Source organism: uncultured Rummeliibacillus sp. (assembly GCF_934216135.1).
In the GTDB taxonomy this organism is placed as follows: domain Bacteria; phylum Bacillota; class Bacilli; order Bacillales_A; family Planococcaceae; genus Rummeliibacillus.
Genome location: NZ_CAKQBI010000008.1, coordinates 16,620 through 31,393, shown reverse-complemented (window position 1 = coordinate 31,393; position 14,774 = coordinate 16,620). Strand labels below are relative to the sequence as shown.

The window sequence follows — 14,774 nt, the reverse complement described above, 5'->3', positions numbered from 1 at the left end:
GCAAAAAGGGTTCTGAGTTGTGCAAAAGGGAGTGAGTTGTGCAAAAGGGATTCCGAGTTGTGCCAAAGAGAGTCTGAGTTGTGCAAAAGGAATAGTGAGCTGTGCAAAAGTAGCCACCCAGTTCCAACAAGGAAACAAAGTTGGTTCATGACTCACAAATTATGATAAAGGAACCACAAATTATAGCAAAGCGAACCAAATAACAAGTCATTAACCGATCAACCAGGAAAAAGAAATGTACAGAATCTTTATAAAAACAATGTTTTATATTAAAAGTACTATATAAATAGTGAAAAATAACTATTCACAATACTAAATTAGTCTCTACAAAAAAAGATTTATGAATAAAAAATATTAAACAACACCCGTTGAATTTCATGTATACTAAAGAGTAAGCAGTATTAAAGGAGATTTAACGGATGGATAAAGACCTAATGAAGATTGCCGACTTAAAAGAGAAATTACCTATTCGTTGGGAAGATGATAAACTTGCCGATTTTTTACAAAATTTTGTAGAAAAACTAACATATTTAAATACATTACTTTCTCAAAATTCATATGTAAAAGAAACAAACAAAATCTTAAAATATATCATTCAAGATGCAACGAATAGCACGATGGTCTTATTAGCTGGTATGACTGGTAATGGTAAAACAACTTTAGTTAATGCTTTATTGAAACGAACAATTTTTAGTACAATGGAAGTAGCGACAGAAGTAAACACCATTATTTGTTATGGAGAAAAAGAAGAAGTTCGTGCTCATTTTTTAGATGGACAAGTTGCTACATTTGATATGGATAAAGTAGAATTGTTCACAGTTTTAGATACATCAAGCGCCAAACTTTTAAGAGAAAGTCTTGATTTTATCGAGATTTTTATTTGCAATGATCTCTTGAAGATGGTTACGTTAATAGACACAACACCAATTCAAGTTTCTGGTAGTGAATCTGCATACTTGAAAGAGACTATATTAAATCGTGCGGATGATGTATTTTGGATTTTTAAACATGGAAATCCTATAATTCCAGCTGAACTAAATTTACTTAAAAAGCTGAAAGATAAGAAAATAATTCCATTAGGGATTATAAATGGCCTTGATTTAATGGGGCTGAATGAGCAAGCCATAATTGCATCGTATGAAAGCCAGCTTTCCGACCATGTAAGAGATATAGTATGTATTTCTTCAAAAGAAGCATTTGACTCTTTATCAGCTAATGATGATGAGCAATGGAACAACAGCCAAATTGAACTTGTCATTAAAGAGTTGGAGAAGACAGCAAATAACCAAGCGAAACGATTATCCTATTTGCAAGAACGATTTATCCATTGGCTGAAACGATTCCAAACTGAGATTGAAATCATTCCAGAGCGTGAACCATATTGCTCTTCACTTCTGATTTTGAAAGAATATATTGAAAATTTCGATATGCGACAAATTACAGAAGCTGCACAAAATCAATATTTTAGTGAGCTAACGGAACAGTATAAGATACATAGCGAAAAATTTAAAAATGTAGAAACCTTATATCAGTTAATCCAAGTAATGGATGACAAATTATTTAATAAACATCGACCAATAATTAGTTTTGTTCAACAAGCAAAAGATTATCTAACGAAAATTAGAGACTATCGTAAAATTCTTCAAGAATATGAGGCTCTTTATGAACTTGTAGATAAAAAACATCAAAAGACTAATGGCATGAAATTATTAAAATATATTTTTAAAAACGGTAATGACGAAGTATATTTCGTCGAAAAAATTGAAATTCTCAACGAACAACAACAAATTTTAGAGAGAAAATATCATCTTCTTAAATTAGAAGAAGAAAAATTACTAGAATCTTTTATAAAAGTAAAAGATCTATTAAATAATATTGTCCAAGAAAAGTTATCATGGATTCTAAAAGATTGCTCGACTATCGCACTTCAAAGAAAGTCTGAGAATGCCCAAATTCAAAATGCAATCGCAAAGTTAAAAGGATTTAATAGTATTGTTGAAGCGAAAAATTTTATCATAAAATTTGTAAACGACTGTGTATTAACAGATGGCATCAATTTAACAGAAGAAGAGGAAATCAAATTACAAGAAACGCTTCAAACGATTGAAAGCGTGGAATTTGAATATCCAAGCTATATCCGTCAATATGAACAAATAAAACCAATGACGAATGACCAATTTCAAACTATGGTTGCTGAAGAAAATCCATTCTATCCATTGAAAATAACTGAAGACAATATCCTCATTGAACTAGAAGAACCACCAGAGATATTGTCGTTAAGGATTGAGTAAAGTTTCGATAGAGGATTCTCTGAGAAAAGTTATGCCTTGCAACAATATCATCAGCAATTTATATAAAAAACAACTTCAAATCTTGTCCTAATGGGCATCGTTGAAGTTGTTTTTTTATATTAGTAGAAATATATGATTAGCATAATATACATTGTAAACTTTTCAGTCTGATATTCTTATATTGTTTTCATCTTTTTATGGAATAAGGTGACCGCGATTGCTAATAGCACAATACCGTAACCCGCTACTACTCCAAGATGGGGCCAAATATCTTGATAATTACCGGCTAAAGCAGCCTTTCCCATTTCTACTGCATGGACGAATGGAAGGGCATAGGCAATATCACGGAAGGCGCCACCAACAAGTTCTAAGTCAAACCAAGTGCCAGATAACCAACCACAAAGATTCGTTAAGAGAGCTCCTGATATGGCTGTAGCAGCCTTTTCACTTAATGTTGAACCGATTAATAATCCTAATCCGATGAAAATAAGGGATACCACAAATAGTAACAGGATTGTTGGGACAATTGACCAAGTCATCTTAAGTCCAAGGATAATCGCGCATAAGAAGCACACAACACTTTGTAACAATGCCATTGGAAGAAGCGGTAATGTATAACCTAAGATAAAATCCATTGCTGTCATTGGTGTTGTAAACAATCGACTAAGTAAAGCAGTTGTTCGGTCTTTTGCTATCAATTGTGCAGAAAAGAGTGATAAAAAGGAAAGTCCAAACACCGCAATGCCAGGCGTTAAGTTACTTACCGAAAATAGGTCAACCGGAATGTTTTTATTTATAATGGATAATAAGATCAGTAAAATAACCGGAAAACCTAATCCGAAAAATAGGGAAAGTGGGTCTCTTATAATTTCTAATGTATTTCTTTTGGCAAACACCATAGCTCTCATGCTTTTTCACCGTCCATTACTAACTTAATAAAGGCATCTTCAAATTTAGTCGTTCCGGTTTGCTGTTTCAGCTCATCACTTGTACCAGCTGCTTCTAAACGACCATTTTTTAATATGAATATGCGGTCAGACAAAGCATCGGCTTCTTCCAAATAATGTGTTGTCAATACAATCGTTGCTGTTCCTCTGATTTTCTCAATTACTTGCCATAATTCACGCCGTGCTAAAATATCTAACCCCAGTGTCGGCTCATCTAAGAAGAGAACTTTTGGTTCGCTAATAATAGCCATTGCAATACTAAGGCGACGTTTCCAGCCACCGGACAAAGTTTTACTTTTTTGTTTCTCTACAGTCGATAAATTGAAATTTGCTATGAGCTCATCAGTTTTAGACTTCGTTTTTTGACGATCGAAGCCGTGCACACCTGCCATAAGCTCTAAATTTTCTCGAACGGTCAAATTAGGGGCGATAGCTGTTTCTTGAGGAGATACGCCAAGCAATGATTTTACTTGATGAGGATCTTTCACAATACTTTTGCCATGTATCAATGCATCACCAGCAGTAGGTGTTATAAGACCTGTTAATAGATTGATTAACGTTGATTTACCGGCACCATTAACACCGAGTAAGCTGACTAATTCACCTTGAGCAACAGATAAAGAAACGTTGTCTACTGCGTGTTTTTCTCCATAATATTTTGAGATGGACTGGATATCAATTGCGTTCATCTTTCATCGTCCTCCTCTGCTAAAAATGCTTGCTGAAAGAATTTCTTCATGTAGTGTTGAGGTACAATTCCTAATCCGCGTTCATCATCACCGACAATAATCAGTTGTGAGCCAGATTGAATGTTAAACACTTCACGCGCTTTTTTGGGTATGACAATTTGACCACGGTCACTCACTGTAACAATTCCGAACATATGCTTTCCACGAGGGGGTACATCAACTCCAACTTCTTTACTTGAATAGTTCACTAAATCATCGAGTGCCACATCAAACAATTCTGCTAATTGTGAGCAAAGTAGAATATCAGGGAGTGATTCACCTTTTTCCCATTTTGCTATGACTTGTCGTGAAACATTGAGTTTTTCAGCTAATTGTTCCTGTGTATAATTATGTCGTTTACGCAAGTTCTTTAAATTCGTACTTATCAAATTTTTCATATTAGACCTCCTGTCCCTATTATAGAAGGATATGAAGGAACTTGGTAGCAACAAAAGGTGACATTTATGTTATGATTCATGGAATTTGATAATTTTGGAAAAATAGCAATAAAGAATTAGATGCTACTTAAAAATGTAGTAATTATCACTCATTTAATTGGAGGGTATATTTTAATATAATAATGGTAAGGTAAAAATATAAATAGCCTTGGAATTTAAGAGGTGTAGAAATGGAAAGCCAAGTATGCACAATACATAATATGAAGACAGAAAAGGTTTTAAATGGTCGGAAAATTGTTATTTTCTGTCCGGAATGTGCGAAAAAGAATATGGATATGATTTTGAAAATGGAGAAAAACCAAGAGTCTTCTGGAAAAGCAGCTAAATTGGCTCAGGAAAGGAAAATCTCAATTTCAGAAATATGGAAGGGTATTTGTTTAAGTGCATATCTATTAATTTTTCCTTTTTTGTTAGCTTTATTTTTTCCATACATACATAGTAAGAGTTATGTTGAACGTTTAGTTTATATTTATCAGAACTATCTCTTTCATCCAGTCGGTCTTGTATTAATTGTTTTTTTCTTTTGTTTCGGTGTTTATTATATTCTTCAAGCGACGAAAAGAATTGTATCTCTGCAAAAGAAGAAAATTCATATAATTCAATCTACGGAAGAATTATCGCAAATTCTTGATGAGTTTTTGTCACCGAAAAGAGTAGATATGTTAACAGAATTTGTAAAAGGTTTATGGGAGCGATTTGAAAAGACTTATGGAATTATGGGAGACAATGATATGTCTCAAATGTCGCTTCGAGAGTTACAAATTTTTACGATAAAGTCTCTTAAAAAGTTTGGTTATCAAAATATTCAATTTAATAATCATTTTGATTCAGATGAATTTGGAATTCAATATTTTGCTGAAAATAATAATGAGAAACATGCAATAAGTATTGTTAAAGACGAAATTGTTATAACAATGGATGATATTCATCGAATTGCGATTGGAAAGGCATATTTTGGATGTAATGAGTGTATATTAGTGACTGCATCCAAGCTAACTGAAGATGCGAAAACCCTAGCTGAAAAATTATACATAAATGTTTGGAATCAAGAGAAGATGAATGGATTATTAAAAAAGAATATTGCAGAACAATGGTCGAAAGTTCTAGAAAATTACTATGATTATTCAGATCACGATTTAGCTAAGTATGCGAGCTTAGAAATACAAAGAATGCAAAGATTTTAATAAGTAAAAAGAGAGGAGCAGCAATTATTGCGCTCCTTTTTTTGTGATTTGAAACTGGGAAGTGAGTAGAAACGCAATCGCAGCCGAAATCATTGCAATGATAAAGGACGAAATAGATACTGAAATTCCAAATATAGTTGTACTAGGAGCAGTTGCTTGCATATACCAAGCAGAAGAAATATCTGGCGTATAAACCAACGTAAGAAATAACCCGCACAATACTTGTAATACAACAAATGCGACTGCGAATGTAAGAAGATAGATTATTAACTTTTTCATTATTTGGTACCTCCTGTGAATGGTGATCTATTGAATAATATACGGATGGATAGTGCTGAAAGTTTCGGATTTTGGGTTGTTGTAGATAGTTTGGTTTAGTTATCTAGTAGTTTTAAACAGTGAAATCAAATTAAATGGGTGGGGTGTGATAAAAGGGTCTTGAGTTGTGATAATTGGATTGCGAGTTGTGATAAAGGAGCCGTGAGTTGTGATAATCGGATTGCGAGTTGTGACAAAAGAGTCTTGAGTTGTGATAAAGGAGCTGAGTTGTGATAAAGGGTTCTCGAGTTGTGATAATTGGATTACGAGTTGTGACAAAGAAGCTGAGTTGTGATAATTGGATTGCGAGTTGTGACAAAGAAGCTGAGTTGTGATAAAGGGTTCTCGGGTTGTGGTGATAATCGGGATAACGTTCGTTGTTATAGAACTTGATGTACATATCGATAGCGTGCTTTAATTCTTCAAACGACTCGAACTTATATAAATAATACTCTACTTTTTAGGTTCCCCAAAATGCTTCAATTGGTGTCAATTATCAATGCAAAGTCCTACTCTTTCTCCTTAATGTTGTACTTCCGCAATCAATCATAATTGGAAATTGGCAGTACTTGTTTTGCTATTACTAATAAATTCTCCTGGCCTCATACAAGTGCAACAAAAAAACACCTTACATATAAGGTGTTAAAATGAAGCCTCTTCTGGTGGTGCGATTTCGAATTCATCTTCTGCATTAACTTGCTCCGCATAATGGCTTCCCCATTGACAGAGTTCCTGCAAGATAGGTTGAAGAGATTCTCCAAGTTCAGTAGTTGAATATTCAACTTTCGGCGGTACTTGATTATACATCTTTCTGCTCACAAGTCCACTGGCTTCAAGCTCTCTAAGTGTTTGAATAAGCATTTTCTGAGTTATATTTGGGATAATGCGCTTTAATTCACTCGTTCTCTTTGGTCCATCCATTAAAAAGTATAATACAAGGCCTTTCCATTTTCCGCTAATAACTTCCATTGTCATTTCAAAACCACAACTAAATTTTTTCATGTCTAACCCCTTTTACTACAAAATTGTTACTTTTTGGTTAGTATATAACAAAAAAGTGGGTACTTCCAATATTATAGTTTATAGATGGATAATATACCTTGTAAGGTGTTTTTCAAGTACTTAAAGGTGCTAGACATAAAACAAAAATTAACACAAAAGGAGTGTTAAGTATGGGTAAATTTGAAGGTAAAATAGCGCTTGTAACGGGCGGAACAAGTGGGATTGGTCTTGCTACAGCACAAAAGTTTGTAAACGAAGGTGCATATGTTTATATCACAGGACGCAGACAAAACGAACTTGATAAAGCTGTTAATCAAATTGGCAAGAACGTAACCGGTGTTCAAGGGGATATTTCTAAGCTTGATGACTTAGACAAACTATATGACATTATAAAGCAGGAAAAAGGTAAGTTGGATATTCTTTTTGCTAATGCAGGCGTCGGCAGTTTCCTTTCATTAGGTGAAATTACTGAAGATCAGGTTGATAGAACTCTCGACATCAACGTTAAAGGAACGATCTTTACTGTTCAAAAAGCGTTATCACTATTCCCGAACAAAGTAGGTTCTATTATTGTAACGGGCTCTACTGCTGGATCAATTGGCAACCCAGCGTTTAGTGTATATGGAGCATCTAAAGCAGCATTAAGAGCACTAGTTCGCAATTGGATTCTTGACCTAAAAGGTACTGAAATCCGTGTAAATGTGGTAAGTCCAGGAGGTATTCTTACACCTGCATACGATGAGCTTTTTGGTGATGCACTTGAAGATGTACTGGAAAATAGCAAAAATACTGTTCCAGCTGGAAAAGTTGGGACACCTGAAGAAGTAGCAAACGCTGTATCTTTCCTTGCTTCAGACGAAAGCAGCTACTTGACGGGTGTTGAATTGTTCGTAGATGGCGGGCTAGCACAGGTATAATTTAAGCTGTTTTCTCAAAGCTTGTTACTATAAGGAAAAGAGGGGCATATACAACAATCGCTCTACAGATTTAGGATTTACAACACTAAGAATATGTACGATTTCATTCAGTAACGTGCATAAAAAGCCGCATAAACAATGGTTCATTTAAAAAATCCACAAACGTTGTTTATTGGGGCGCATTAAAGCTTGCACGCCACCATATTTATACAAGGCACGCCAAACTTGAAGGGTTGTCATATTCACAGAAAACATTGTACAAATTCTTCAAGTGTATGACGACACTCCTCTAATTATTGAACTACCAAAACTTTAATATCAGTTGAAAATGATTTTTTTGCATAAAAAAACTCCCCATTTGTCTATCTAATGGGGAGCATATCAAACCTTTGGGGCTTTCAATCCTACTGATGGTAGTTTTACTTTATTAGTAGAAAACTTTTTCTGTATTATATTTTGCATGAAGCATATTGATCGCATATGTTTCGTAAATTTCACGTTCCATAGGATCTTGAACGACGTATGCTTCGATTTTGTGTACTTCATCACGATGATCTTTTAAAGGTGAAACATTATCTTCAAAATGTTTTTTCACACGTTGACGCATTTTGCGGGCTTTACCTACAAATAACACTTCATTTTCTTTGTTGTAGAAAAGAATAATTCCACCTTTATCACGAGGGATTTTATGGAAATCAATAAATCCGTAAATAGAAGGGATAATAGCTTCTCCTTCTTTTGGTTTTTGTTCGCGTTGGCGAATAACGATATCTGGTTTTGGCATTTCAATTTTAATCAAAAAAATTCACGTCCTCATATTCATATAGAACTTAATGTACCACAAAAATACTGGAAAAGCTAGTAAAGGTAATATTACTGGGGAAAAGTGGGTTGCTAGCAAATGTTATTCTCAACATATTTCGTCTATGATAAACTTGAATTGTATCAATTTTCCAAATGAGTTAAGTTAACGAAATTGTTTTCGTAGTTAAGTCAATTAGAGGAGATGTCACATTGAATTTAAAAGTGGAAAAGTTTGGTCTTATTTCAGAAACAGAAAGATTAATAATAAGACCGTTAAAATACGATGATTATGAAAATTGGTTAAATGAATTTGAAAACCGATATCCATCTCAAAATCCCTACGATCAAGGAAAAATAGATATGAGTGAATGTACGCTAGAGTGGTTTCATAATTTAGTAGATAAACATCAAGAGTTAGCCATTACAGATATTGCACATGTATTTGGTGTGTTTAGAAAAGAAGATGGTACACATTTAGGAATGGTCGATTTTTCAACATTAGCAAGAGATGATTTCCAATGGGCAAGAATAGGATATACCATTCATAATCAGTATTGGAAAAAGGGTTACGGTAAAGAAGCGGTAAAAGAAGCTCTTAATATGGGTTTTAAACTTATGAAATTCCACCGTATAGAAGCTCACATTAACATTGATAATACACCTTCGATGAAATTAGCAGAAAGTGTAGGTATGGAATTCGAATGTATTCGCAAAGGCTTTATATATGAAAATGATGAGTGGACAGACCATTTGGTATATTACAAGAACTCACAGTAGTAGGAGTTTTTAAAATCAAAGTAAAAAGGAGCTTTTAATAGCTCCCTTACCAATTACTTCAAAAGTTCAGTTTCTATTTCATACCGAAGTTCTTCGGCATCTAGTTCTCGAGGGTATTGGAATTCTTTGTCGTTGATATAGATGGTTGGAACCATTGTAATGTTACGTTCGATTGTTTCGCCGAGTATGTTTAAGCTGATGGAAGTATTTTCAGAACGCTCGATTAAACCATATTTTTCTTGGAGCATTCGTTTGATATCTTGGTTTGTTAAATGATCCCATTCTTGTTGGGTAGCAAAAAGTTCTTTGATAATTTCACGTGTGTGGTCCTTTTCACTATAATGCAAGAATGCGTTAATCAACGCGCCATTTAGAAGCATTTCGCGTGGCTTATCAAAATGTTTGATGACAAATTCGACTTTGTCTTCATTTATGTACGGTGTTAGCACTTCCTCTGCGATAGCGTAAAATGTTGCGCAATAAGGGCATGCCAAATTTAAGAAAACTTCTACTTTTACAGGTGCATTTTTACTTCCATAACTTAAATATGCATTTTTTACTGTCATAGGATCACCTTTCCAAAAGTGCTTTTTATCAAATTGTAATTATTCCGAGTGACTTTGTCATGATTGCATACAGGTTATTGTTTATAATGTAAACCAACTTTTTCGATTTCTTCAAATAATAATTGTTCCAGATCATTTTGGTGGTCAAATGTTACTTCATCATCAAGAGAAGCATCTCTAAATAAGGAGATTTCTTTATTCAGTTTTTCCATTTTTCGATCTAAGTGTGCGGCAGCTTCGGCAGCTTCTTTTAGTTCATCTGTTAAGTGAGTTGGCACTTTTTTGTTGTATTTATAGTAAATTTTATGTTCAAGGCTCGCCCAGAAGTCCATCGCAATTGTACGTATTTGCATTTCAACGAAGACATGTTCTTCACCATAAGTCATAAATACAGGTATTTTCATAATGATATGGAGACTTTGATAGCCGTTTGGTTTAGGGTTTTTGATATAATCTTTGATTTCAATCACTTCGATATCTTCTTGTGATTGAATCATATTAGAAATTTGATAAATATCAGATACAAACGAGCAAATAATACGAATTCCGGCTATGTCATGAATATTTTCTTGAATAGATTGAAGTGAAAGAGGTAGATTCCTTTTACGTAGTTTGTTTAAAATACTTTTCGGTGATTTAATGCGTGTATTTACATGTTCAATGGGATTGTATTCATGGATCAATTGAAACTCTTCTTGTAGGATATTGACTTTTGTTGAAATTTCATCAAGGGCAAATTTATATAGCAACATTCTACGAGTAACTTCTTCTCTGAAATTCTTTAGGAGTGTTTGATTGATGTTCTGGTTATCGATCATTTTGTTCACCTTCTCTTCATAATTGGCTCAATGTTATTTTCTCAAATTCCGTAAGATTTAGCACGTAATATTCATGTTGCTGTAGAAGATTTATTCGGTTTAATTCTTTAATAAAGGTGAAAAATATGGCCTCTAATAGTAGAATGGTTTAAGAGAAAGATTAGGAAATTGATAACTTTAATAAAAGAGAGGATGGTCATCCTATGAATATAAAAGTGTTATTTCTAAGAATTGTTGCTGCGATTGTTTTTATCGCAGGTATTTATATGGTTCAAGTGAAGGATGGGGCAAGTTATTATTATCTATTAACGCTGGCAGGGTTTGTGGCATTCTTTTATATTGATGATTTTGCAAAGAAAACAAAATCAAAATCATAGAAAAGCTATTGGTTTCGATAGCTTTTTTTCATGCAATCAGTCCACCGAGGCATTAAACGTTGCCAGAACACATATACTCTAATACAAGAAAGAAATTTATTTTTCACTATTATGATAGAGTGACAATATTAGATGATTGTAGACACAATCTTTGACCATATGATGGTATAATTATATTATCAACATGAAATGGAAAGGGTGAATCTATTGGAAAATGAATGGGCTTTTATGGTAGATGGAACAGAGCATTTACGAAAATCGATGGCAGAAGCATGTTCAGATTTACCTATTGAGATTAAAAACGGCGAAGAATACGTGACCATCAAGTACAAAGACTTTAAAAAACTATTGGAATTTTATATGAGAGAACATGGAGATCTCCCATTTTAATAGAAATTATGTAGAACTCATCTTTTGGATGGGTTTTTTTATGCAATAAAACTAATTTTCCTTATGACGTTTATCAAAATATCTAAGCATGAAAGACAATAAACTCATCGTAAAGATTAGTGACATGATGCCTTTTATTGCTCGAGATAAATATGTATCAGTAGGATAATCGAAAATGATATAGCCGATACAATATACATAAGATGCCGTTATGATGATATACTTTAAGAACTTTTTCAATGATATTCCTCCTGAATCTATTTTCTTGTAATTTTAACATAATTTCACTTGTAGGAGGACGGAGATTAAAAAGCTCTCCTTTCTAGCCGTTACCTGTTATGATAAGAGGGAACAGTAATGCGATTTTAGAAAGGAAGTTATCCTTGCCATATCAAATTTCAGAAATACTCGCTATGTCGAGTATAGAGAGAAAACAAGTTTTACAAGAAGATTCGAAATCTATTTTAGAAAATATGTTATTACATATAGGGCATCCAGATGAATCAATTCGAGATCATCAAAATTTACGATTATTTTTAGAACTAATGCAAAGTGATAGTTTGTCGGTTGTCGATCAGCAATTTCTAGTATCTCAGCTTACACAACCTTCTTATTTTTACTTTCAAATAGGGGCGAGGAATCAGGATTCCATTTTCCAACGTTCGCTTTCAGCAATGTGGCTAACGGCGATTATTCGAAATGATGCGAGCCAATTATTTTTAACTTCAGAGCAATATGAAGAGATTTTCGATCTTGCCGTCCATTATTTAGAGAAGGAAAAGGATACAAGGGGCTATGTACCGGGAAAAGGTTGGGCATACGGGATAGCAAACGGTGCCGATCTTTTGGTTGCATGCATACAACATCCGAAGTTCAAGTTAAAATTGAGCGCGCCTATTTTGCAAAGCCTACGAGACTGCTTCTGGAAAGATTCTGTTTTTGTAGATGATGAAGAAGATAAATTTGTTGCGATTGTCGTAGCTTTAATCCGAAAAGGAATTGATGAAAAATTATTAATCGAATGGCTTGAACAGGTATTTGATTCTTTAGAATATAGTCGAGAGTGTAATGGCTACTCACCATTATTTTTAAAAGCAAGAACACAAACATTACATTTTGTAAAAAGTCTCTATTTTGCTTTGAAATTCAAAAAACTAACACCAGAGTTGCAAGGGATTGTTTTACACTTTATCTCAAAGTGGATGTGACTGAAAGATTACAGGGCATTCACTTCTAATCATGAAGTATTGCAGTTGCTCGTCGCTAAGGGCGTGTCTGAAAAGAAATTTTCAGACACGTTATTTTTTATGCAACAATTTAATAAATGGTTCGTCTACCTATTTGTACCATAAATGTGTGATTTAAATTATAATCAAAGATAATTCCATAGAAGTGATGGAGGTGATTAAATGGAAAAATTGAAATTGGATAAAGCGATTATGGTACTTATTGTTTTATTTGCAATGATTAGTTGTTTATTTATCTATTCGAGTAACTCTGTATTCAATCAATATTCAGGCTCGTTTATCTGGAAGCAATTAATATTTTATATTATCGGATTATCCTTGATGGTTGGAATTTCACGATTGGATTTAGAGCAATTGTTGAAACTCGCATGGCCTATTTATTGGATTCTAATGTTCTTGTTAATAGCTTTAATATTCGCACCTGAAAGCATTGCAAAACCTATAAATAGCGCTAAATCATGGTATCAAGTTCCTTTTATAGGTACTTTTCAACCTTCCGAGTTTATGAAGTTTGCCTTTATCTTAGTTGTCGGTAAAATAACGATTCAACACCATAAAATTTGGCGAAATCAAACAATAGGTTCAGATTTATGGTTGTTAAGTAAAATGGCAATAATCACATTGCCTCCAATACTAATCGTATATAAACAACCGGATACTGGTATGATTATGTTATACGGGGCTTTACTTTTTGCAATGGTATTGTTTTCTGGAATACATAGAAGGATTGTCTATTCTTTACTAGCGATTCCGATGGTTATTGTCACCACATTACTAATCGTCTATATTAACTACCAACATTTCTTCAATGAAAAAATTTTAGGTAAGTTATCACCGCATCAAATTTCTCGCATCAATGGATGGTTGAAACCTTTTGAATATGGTGATTCGGCTTTTCAAACGAGAAAGGGAATATTAGCAATCGGCTCAGGTTTAACAACAGGGAAAGGCTATCTTGGGAATAATGTTTATATTCCTGAAAAACACACAGATTTTATTTTTGCAGCGATTGCTGAGGAGATGGGCTTTATAGGTGGAGCGGTCGTTGTGATTTTGTTCTTTTTACTCATTTATCGGATCGTCATGATTACCATTCATGCGGAGCTACATCTAGCAACTATCATGGGTGTAGGAATTATTGGTTTGTTAGCTTTCCAAGTTTTTCAGAATATCGGGATGACGATGGGATTACTCCCTGTAACCGGTGTGACATTACCATTTTTAAGCTATGGAGGAAGTTCGTTATTATCAAACTTCTTGTTGTTAGGAATCATACTTGTTGTTAAAAATTCTTATGAAGGCTATATGTTCAAAAAAGACAATGGAGAGGAAAGTTATGCATTCAACTATTAAAAGTAGAGTACGGATCTTATTCATCTTAATAGCGCTTTTGTTAGCTGTTTTATTAGTCAGATTAGGATTTCTAATGTTATGAACTAAGGGAGTGAAAAAATTGCATAGAGGAATACTATTTGAAATACCCAATACGTATGGATTTTATCTGAGGGATATTATTCAAATGATAGATATGCAAAATGTATTATGGCGGGCAATGGATGTAGAATCTTATTTTACATGTAATAATGATTTAGGCGAACCTTTATTTGAAACAAATATGATTTTATCGAACGAACAATTGCTTGACCATTTAGAAAAAGAACATTATACGATCTTTGTTGATTTAAAAGCCTTTCCTAGAAATTCAACTCCAACTGAGATTTCGTCCTATGAAGAATTTACTTCTAGCCAATGTGAGGTTGTTTTGTTGATAATAGATTCGTGCTAAGTATCATTGTATATGAAAGATAGAAAAAAACTACAAGAAACCTATGAAGAGGTAATTGGTCGATTTGAGAATGTCGAATATATTACAGATGAAAATGATTCAAGGTATAGTTTAATTGCTTTTTAACAGAAAGTTTATAACACTATTAACAGAAAGGGAAAATA

18 protein-coding genes and 1 pseudogene are annotated in these 14,774 nt (G+C 33.7%); 9 read left to right on the top strand and 10 right to left on the bottom strand.

What is annotated here, in order from left to right; translation table 11 throughout:
- The first annotated feature begins 419 nt into the window (after nt 1-419).
- A complete protein-coding gene (locus Q0977_RS07140; protein ID WP_124218727.1) occupies nt 420-2,291 on the top strand; it encodes a dynamin family protein in 1,872 nt (623 codons plus the stop codon).
- Between the two features lie 176 nt (nt 2,292-2,467).
- Here Q0977_RS07140 and Q0977_RS07135 read toward each other — a convergent pair whose 3' ends face one another.
- The 3 genes from Q0977_RS07135 to Q0977_RS07125 are packed head-to-tail and all read right to left on the bottom strand — an operon-like array spanning nt 2,468 to nt 4,364.
- Nucleotides 2,468-3,199, bottom strand: a complete 732-nt coding sequence (locus tag Q0977_RS07135; protein ID WP_299512008.1) for an ABC transporter permease — start codon at nt 3,197-3,199, stop codon at nt 2,468-2,470.
- Nucleotides 3,196-3,927 (bottom strand): ABC transporter ATP-binding protein, encoded by a 732-nt coding sequence (locus Q0977_RS07130; RefSeq protein ID WP_124218725.1) that lies wholly within the window; start codon nt 3,925-3,927, stop codon nt 3,196-3,198. The genes Q0977_RS07135 and Q0977_RS07130 overlap by 4 nt, the downstream gene beginning before the upstream one ends.
- Entirely contained in the window at nt 3,924-4,364 is a 441-nt protein-coding gene (locus tag Q0977_RS07125; protein WP_299512003.1) for a helix-turn-helix domain-containing protein, read from the bottom strand. Before Q0977_RS07125 ends, Q0977_RS07130 begins: the two co-directional genes overlap by 4 nt.
- A 230-nt stretch (nt 4,365-4,594) precedes the next feature.
- Here Q0977_RS07125 and Q0977_RS07120 point away from each other — a divergent pair, with 230 nt between their 5' ends.
- On the top strand, nt 4,595-5,608 hold the full coding sequence (locus tag Q0977_RS07120) for a restriction endonuclease (protein WP_299512000.1): 1,014 nt from the start codon (nt 4,595-4,597) through the stop codon (nt 5,606-5,608).
- 24 nt (nt 5,609-5,632) lie between these two features.
- On the opposite strand, the gene Q0977_RS07115 is transcribed toward Q0977_RS07120, so the two are convergent.
- The 3 genes from Q0977_RS07115 to Q0977_RS07105 form a co-directional block, all read right to left on the bottom strand.
- Complete coding sequence (locus tag Q0977_RS07115; RefSeq protein WP_119415117.1) at nt 5,633-5,887, bottom strand: hypothetical protein; 255 nt, start codon at nt 5,885-5,887, stop codon at nt 5,633-5,635.
- 130 nt (nt 5,888-6,017) lie between these two features.
- Complete coding sequence (locus tag Q0977_RS07110; RefSeq protein ID WP_367269453.1) at nt 6,018-6,332, bottom strand: hypothetical protein; 315 nt, start codon at nt 6,330-6,332, stop codon at nt 6,018-6,020.
- A 236-nt stretch (nt 6,333-6,568) separates the two neighbouring features.
- Entirely contained in the window at nt 6,569-6,928 is a 360-nt protein-coding gene (locus Q0977_RS07105; protein ID WP_124218723.1) for a winged helix-turn-helix transcriptional regulator, read from the bottom strand.
- Between the two features lie 170 nt (nt 6,929-7,098).
- Between Q0977_RS07105 and Q0977_RS07100 the strand changes: the two genes are divergently transcribed.
- Nucleotides 7,099-7,845 (top strand): SDR family NAD(P)-dependent oxidoreductase, encoded by a 747-nt coding sequence (locus tag Q0977_RS07100; protein WP_299511995.1) that lies wholly within the window; start codon nt 7,099-7,101, stop codon nt 7,843-7,845.
- Nucleotides 7,846-8,272: 427 nt separating this feature from the next.
- Here Q0977_RS07100 and Q0977_RS07095 read toward each other — a convergent pair whose 3' ends face one another.
- Complete coding sequence (locus tag Q0977_RS07095; RefSeq protein ID WP_119417279.1) at nt 8,273-8,644, bottom strand: nucleotide excision repair endonuclease; 372 nt, start codon at nt 8,642-8,644, stop codon at nt 8,273-8,275.
- A gap of 215 nt (nt 8,645-8,859) precedes the next feature.
- Here Q0977_RS07095 and Q0977_RS07090 point away from each other — a divergent pair, with 215 nt between their 5' ends.
- A complete protein-coding gene (locus tag Q0977_RS07090; RefSeq protein ID WP_299511989.1) occupies nt 8,860-9,426 on the top strand; it encodes a GNAT family N-acetyltransferase in 567 nt (188 codons plus the stop codon).
- Between the two features lie 53 nt (nt 9,427-9,479).
- On the opposite strand, the gene Q0977_RS07085 is transcribed toward Q0977_RS07090, so the two are convergent.
- Together Q0977_RS07085 and Q0977_RS07080 are read right to left on the bottom strand one after the other, a co-directional pair.
- Nucleotides 9,480-9,992, bottom strand: a complete 513-nt coding sequence (locus tag Q0977_RS07085; RefSeq protein ID WP_119417277.1) for a thioredoxin domain-containing protein — start codon at nt 9,990-9,992, stop codon at nt 9,480-9,482.
- A 74-nt stretch (nt 9,993-10,066) separates the two neighbouring features.
- Nucleotides 10,067-10,810 carry a GTP pyrophosphokinase family protein gene (locus Q0977_RS07080; RefSeq protein ID WP_299511984.1) on the bottom strand — a complete coding sequence of 248 codons (744 nt, stop codon included), beginning with the start codon at nt 10,808-10,810 and terminating at the stop codon, nt 10,067-10,069.
- Between the two features lie 203 nt (nt 10,811-11,013).
- Here Q0977_RS07080 and Q0977_RS07075 point away from each other — a divergent pair, with 203 nt between their 5' ends.
- Together Q0977_RS07075 and Q0977_RS07070 are read left to right on the top strand one after the other, a co-directional pair.
- A complete protein-coding gene (locus Q0977_RS07075) occupies nt 11,014-11,187 on the top strand; it encodes a hypothetical protein (protein ID WP_299511981.1) in 174 nt (57 codons plus the stop codon).
- 207 nt (nt 11,188-11,394) lie between these two features.
- A complete protein-coding gene (locus Q0977_RS07070; RefSeq protein WP_299511978.1) occupies nt 11,395-11,577 on the top strand; it encodes a hypothetical protein in 183 nt (60 codons plus the stop codon).
- A 51-nt stretch (nt 11,578-11,628) separates the two neighbouring features.
- Here the strand turns inward: Q0977_RS07070 and Q0977_RS07065 are convergent, their stop codons facing one another.
- Nucleotides 11,629-11,817, bottom strand: a complete 189-nt coding sequence (locus Q0977_RS07065) for a hypothetical protein (RefSeq protein ID WP_299511975.1) — start codon at nt 11,815-11,817, stop codon at nt 11,629-11,631.
- Nucleotides 11,818-11,960: 143 nt separating this feature from the next.
- On the opposite strand from Q0977_RS07065, the gene Q0977_RS07060 reads away from it, so the two are divergent.
- From Q0977_RS07060 to Q0977_RS07050, 3 genes and pseudogenes are all read left to right on the top strand, one after another.
- A complete protein-coding gene (locus Q0977_RS07060; RefSeq protein WP_299511972.1) occupies nt 11,961-12,785 on the top strand; it encodes a DUF2785 domain-containing protein in 825 nt (274 codons plus the stop codon).
- Between the two features lie 201 nt (nt 12,786-12,986).
- Entirely contained in the window at nt 12,987-14,177 is a 1,191-nt protein-coding gene (locus tag Q0977_RS07055) for an FtsW/RodA/SpoVE family cell cycle protein (RefSeq protein WP_299511969.1), read from the top strand.
- A gap of 91 nt (nt 14,178-14,268) precedes the next feature.
- Nucleotides 14,269-14,736 (top strand): annotated as a pseudogene (locus tag Q0977_RS07050) (DUF2691 family protein).
- The last annotated feature ends 38 nt before the right edge of the window (nt 14,737-14,774 follow it).

Bases quoted from the DNA above. Each gene is read 5' to 3' on its own strand.
- Q0977_RS07120 (WP_299512000.1), top strand. From the start codon at position 4,595: ATGGAAAGCCAAGTATGCACAATACATAATATGAAGACAGAAAAGGTT.
- Q0977_RS07135 (WP_299512008.1), bottom strand. From the start codon at position 3,199: ATGAGAGCTATGGTGTTTGCCAAAAGAAATACATTAGAAATTATAAGA.
- Q0977_RS07080 (WP_299511984.1), bottom strand. From the start codon at position 10,810: ATGATCGATAACCAGAACATCAATCAAACACTCCTAAAGAATTTCAGA.
- Q0977_RS07105 (WP_124218723.1), bottom strand. From the start codon at position 6,928: ATGAAAAAATTTAGTTGTGGTTTTGAAATGACAATGGAAGTTATTAGC.
- Q0977_RS07115 (WP_119415117.1), bottom strand. From the start codon at position 5,887: ATGAAAAAGTTAATAATCTATCTTCTTACATTCGCAGTCGCATTTGTT.
- Q0977_RS07125 (WP_299512003.1), bottom strand. From the start codon at position 4,364: ATGAAAAATTTGATAAGTACGAATTTAAAGAACTTGCGTAAACGACAT.
- Q0977_RS07055 (WP_299511969.1), top strand. From the start codon at position 12,987: ATGGAAAAATTGAAATTGGATAAAGCGATTATGGTACTTATTGTTTTA.
- Q0977_RS07075 (WP_299511981.1), top strand. From the start codon at position 11,014: ATGAATATAAAAGTGTTATTTCTAAGAATTGTTGCTGCGATTGTTTTT.
- Q0977_RS07100 (WP_299511995.1), top strand. From the start codon at position 7,099: ATGGGTAAATTTGAAGGTAAAATAGCGCTTGTAACGGGCGGAACAAGT.
- Q0977_RS07085 (WP_119417277.1), bottom strand. From the start codon at position 9,992: ATGACAGTAAAAAATGCATATTTAAGTTATGGAAGTAAAAATGCACCT.
- Q0977_RS07140 (WP_124218727.1), top strand. From the start codon at position 420: ATGGATAAAGACCTAATGAAGATTGCCGACTTAAAAGAGAAATTACCT.
- Q0977_RS07130 (WP_124218725.1), bottom strand. From the start codon at position 3,927: ATGAACGCAATTGATATCCAGTCCATCTCAAAATATTATGGAGAAAAA.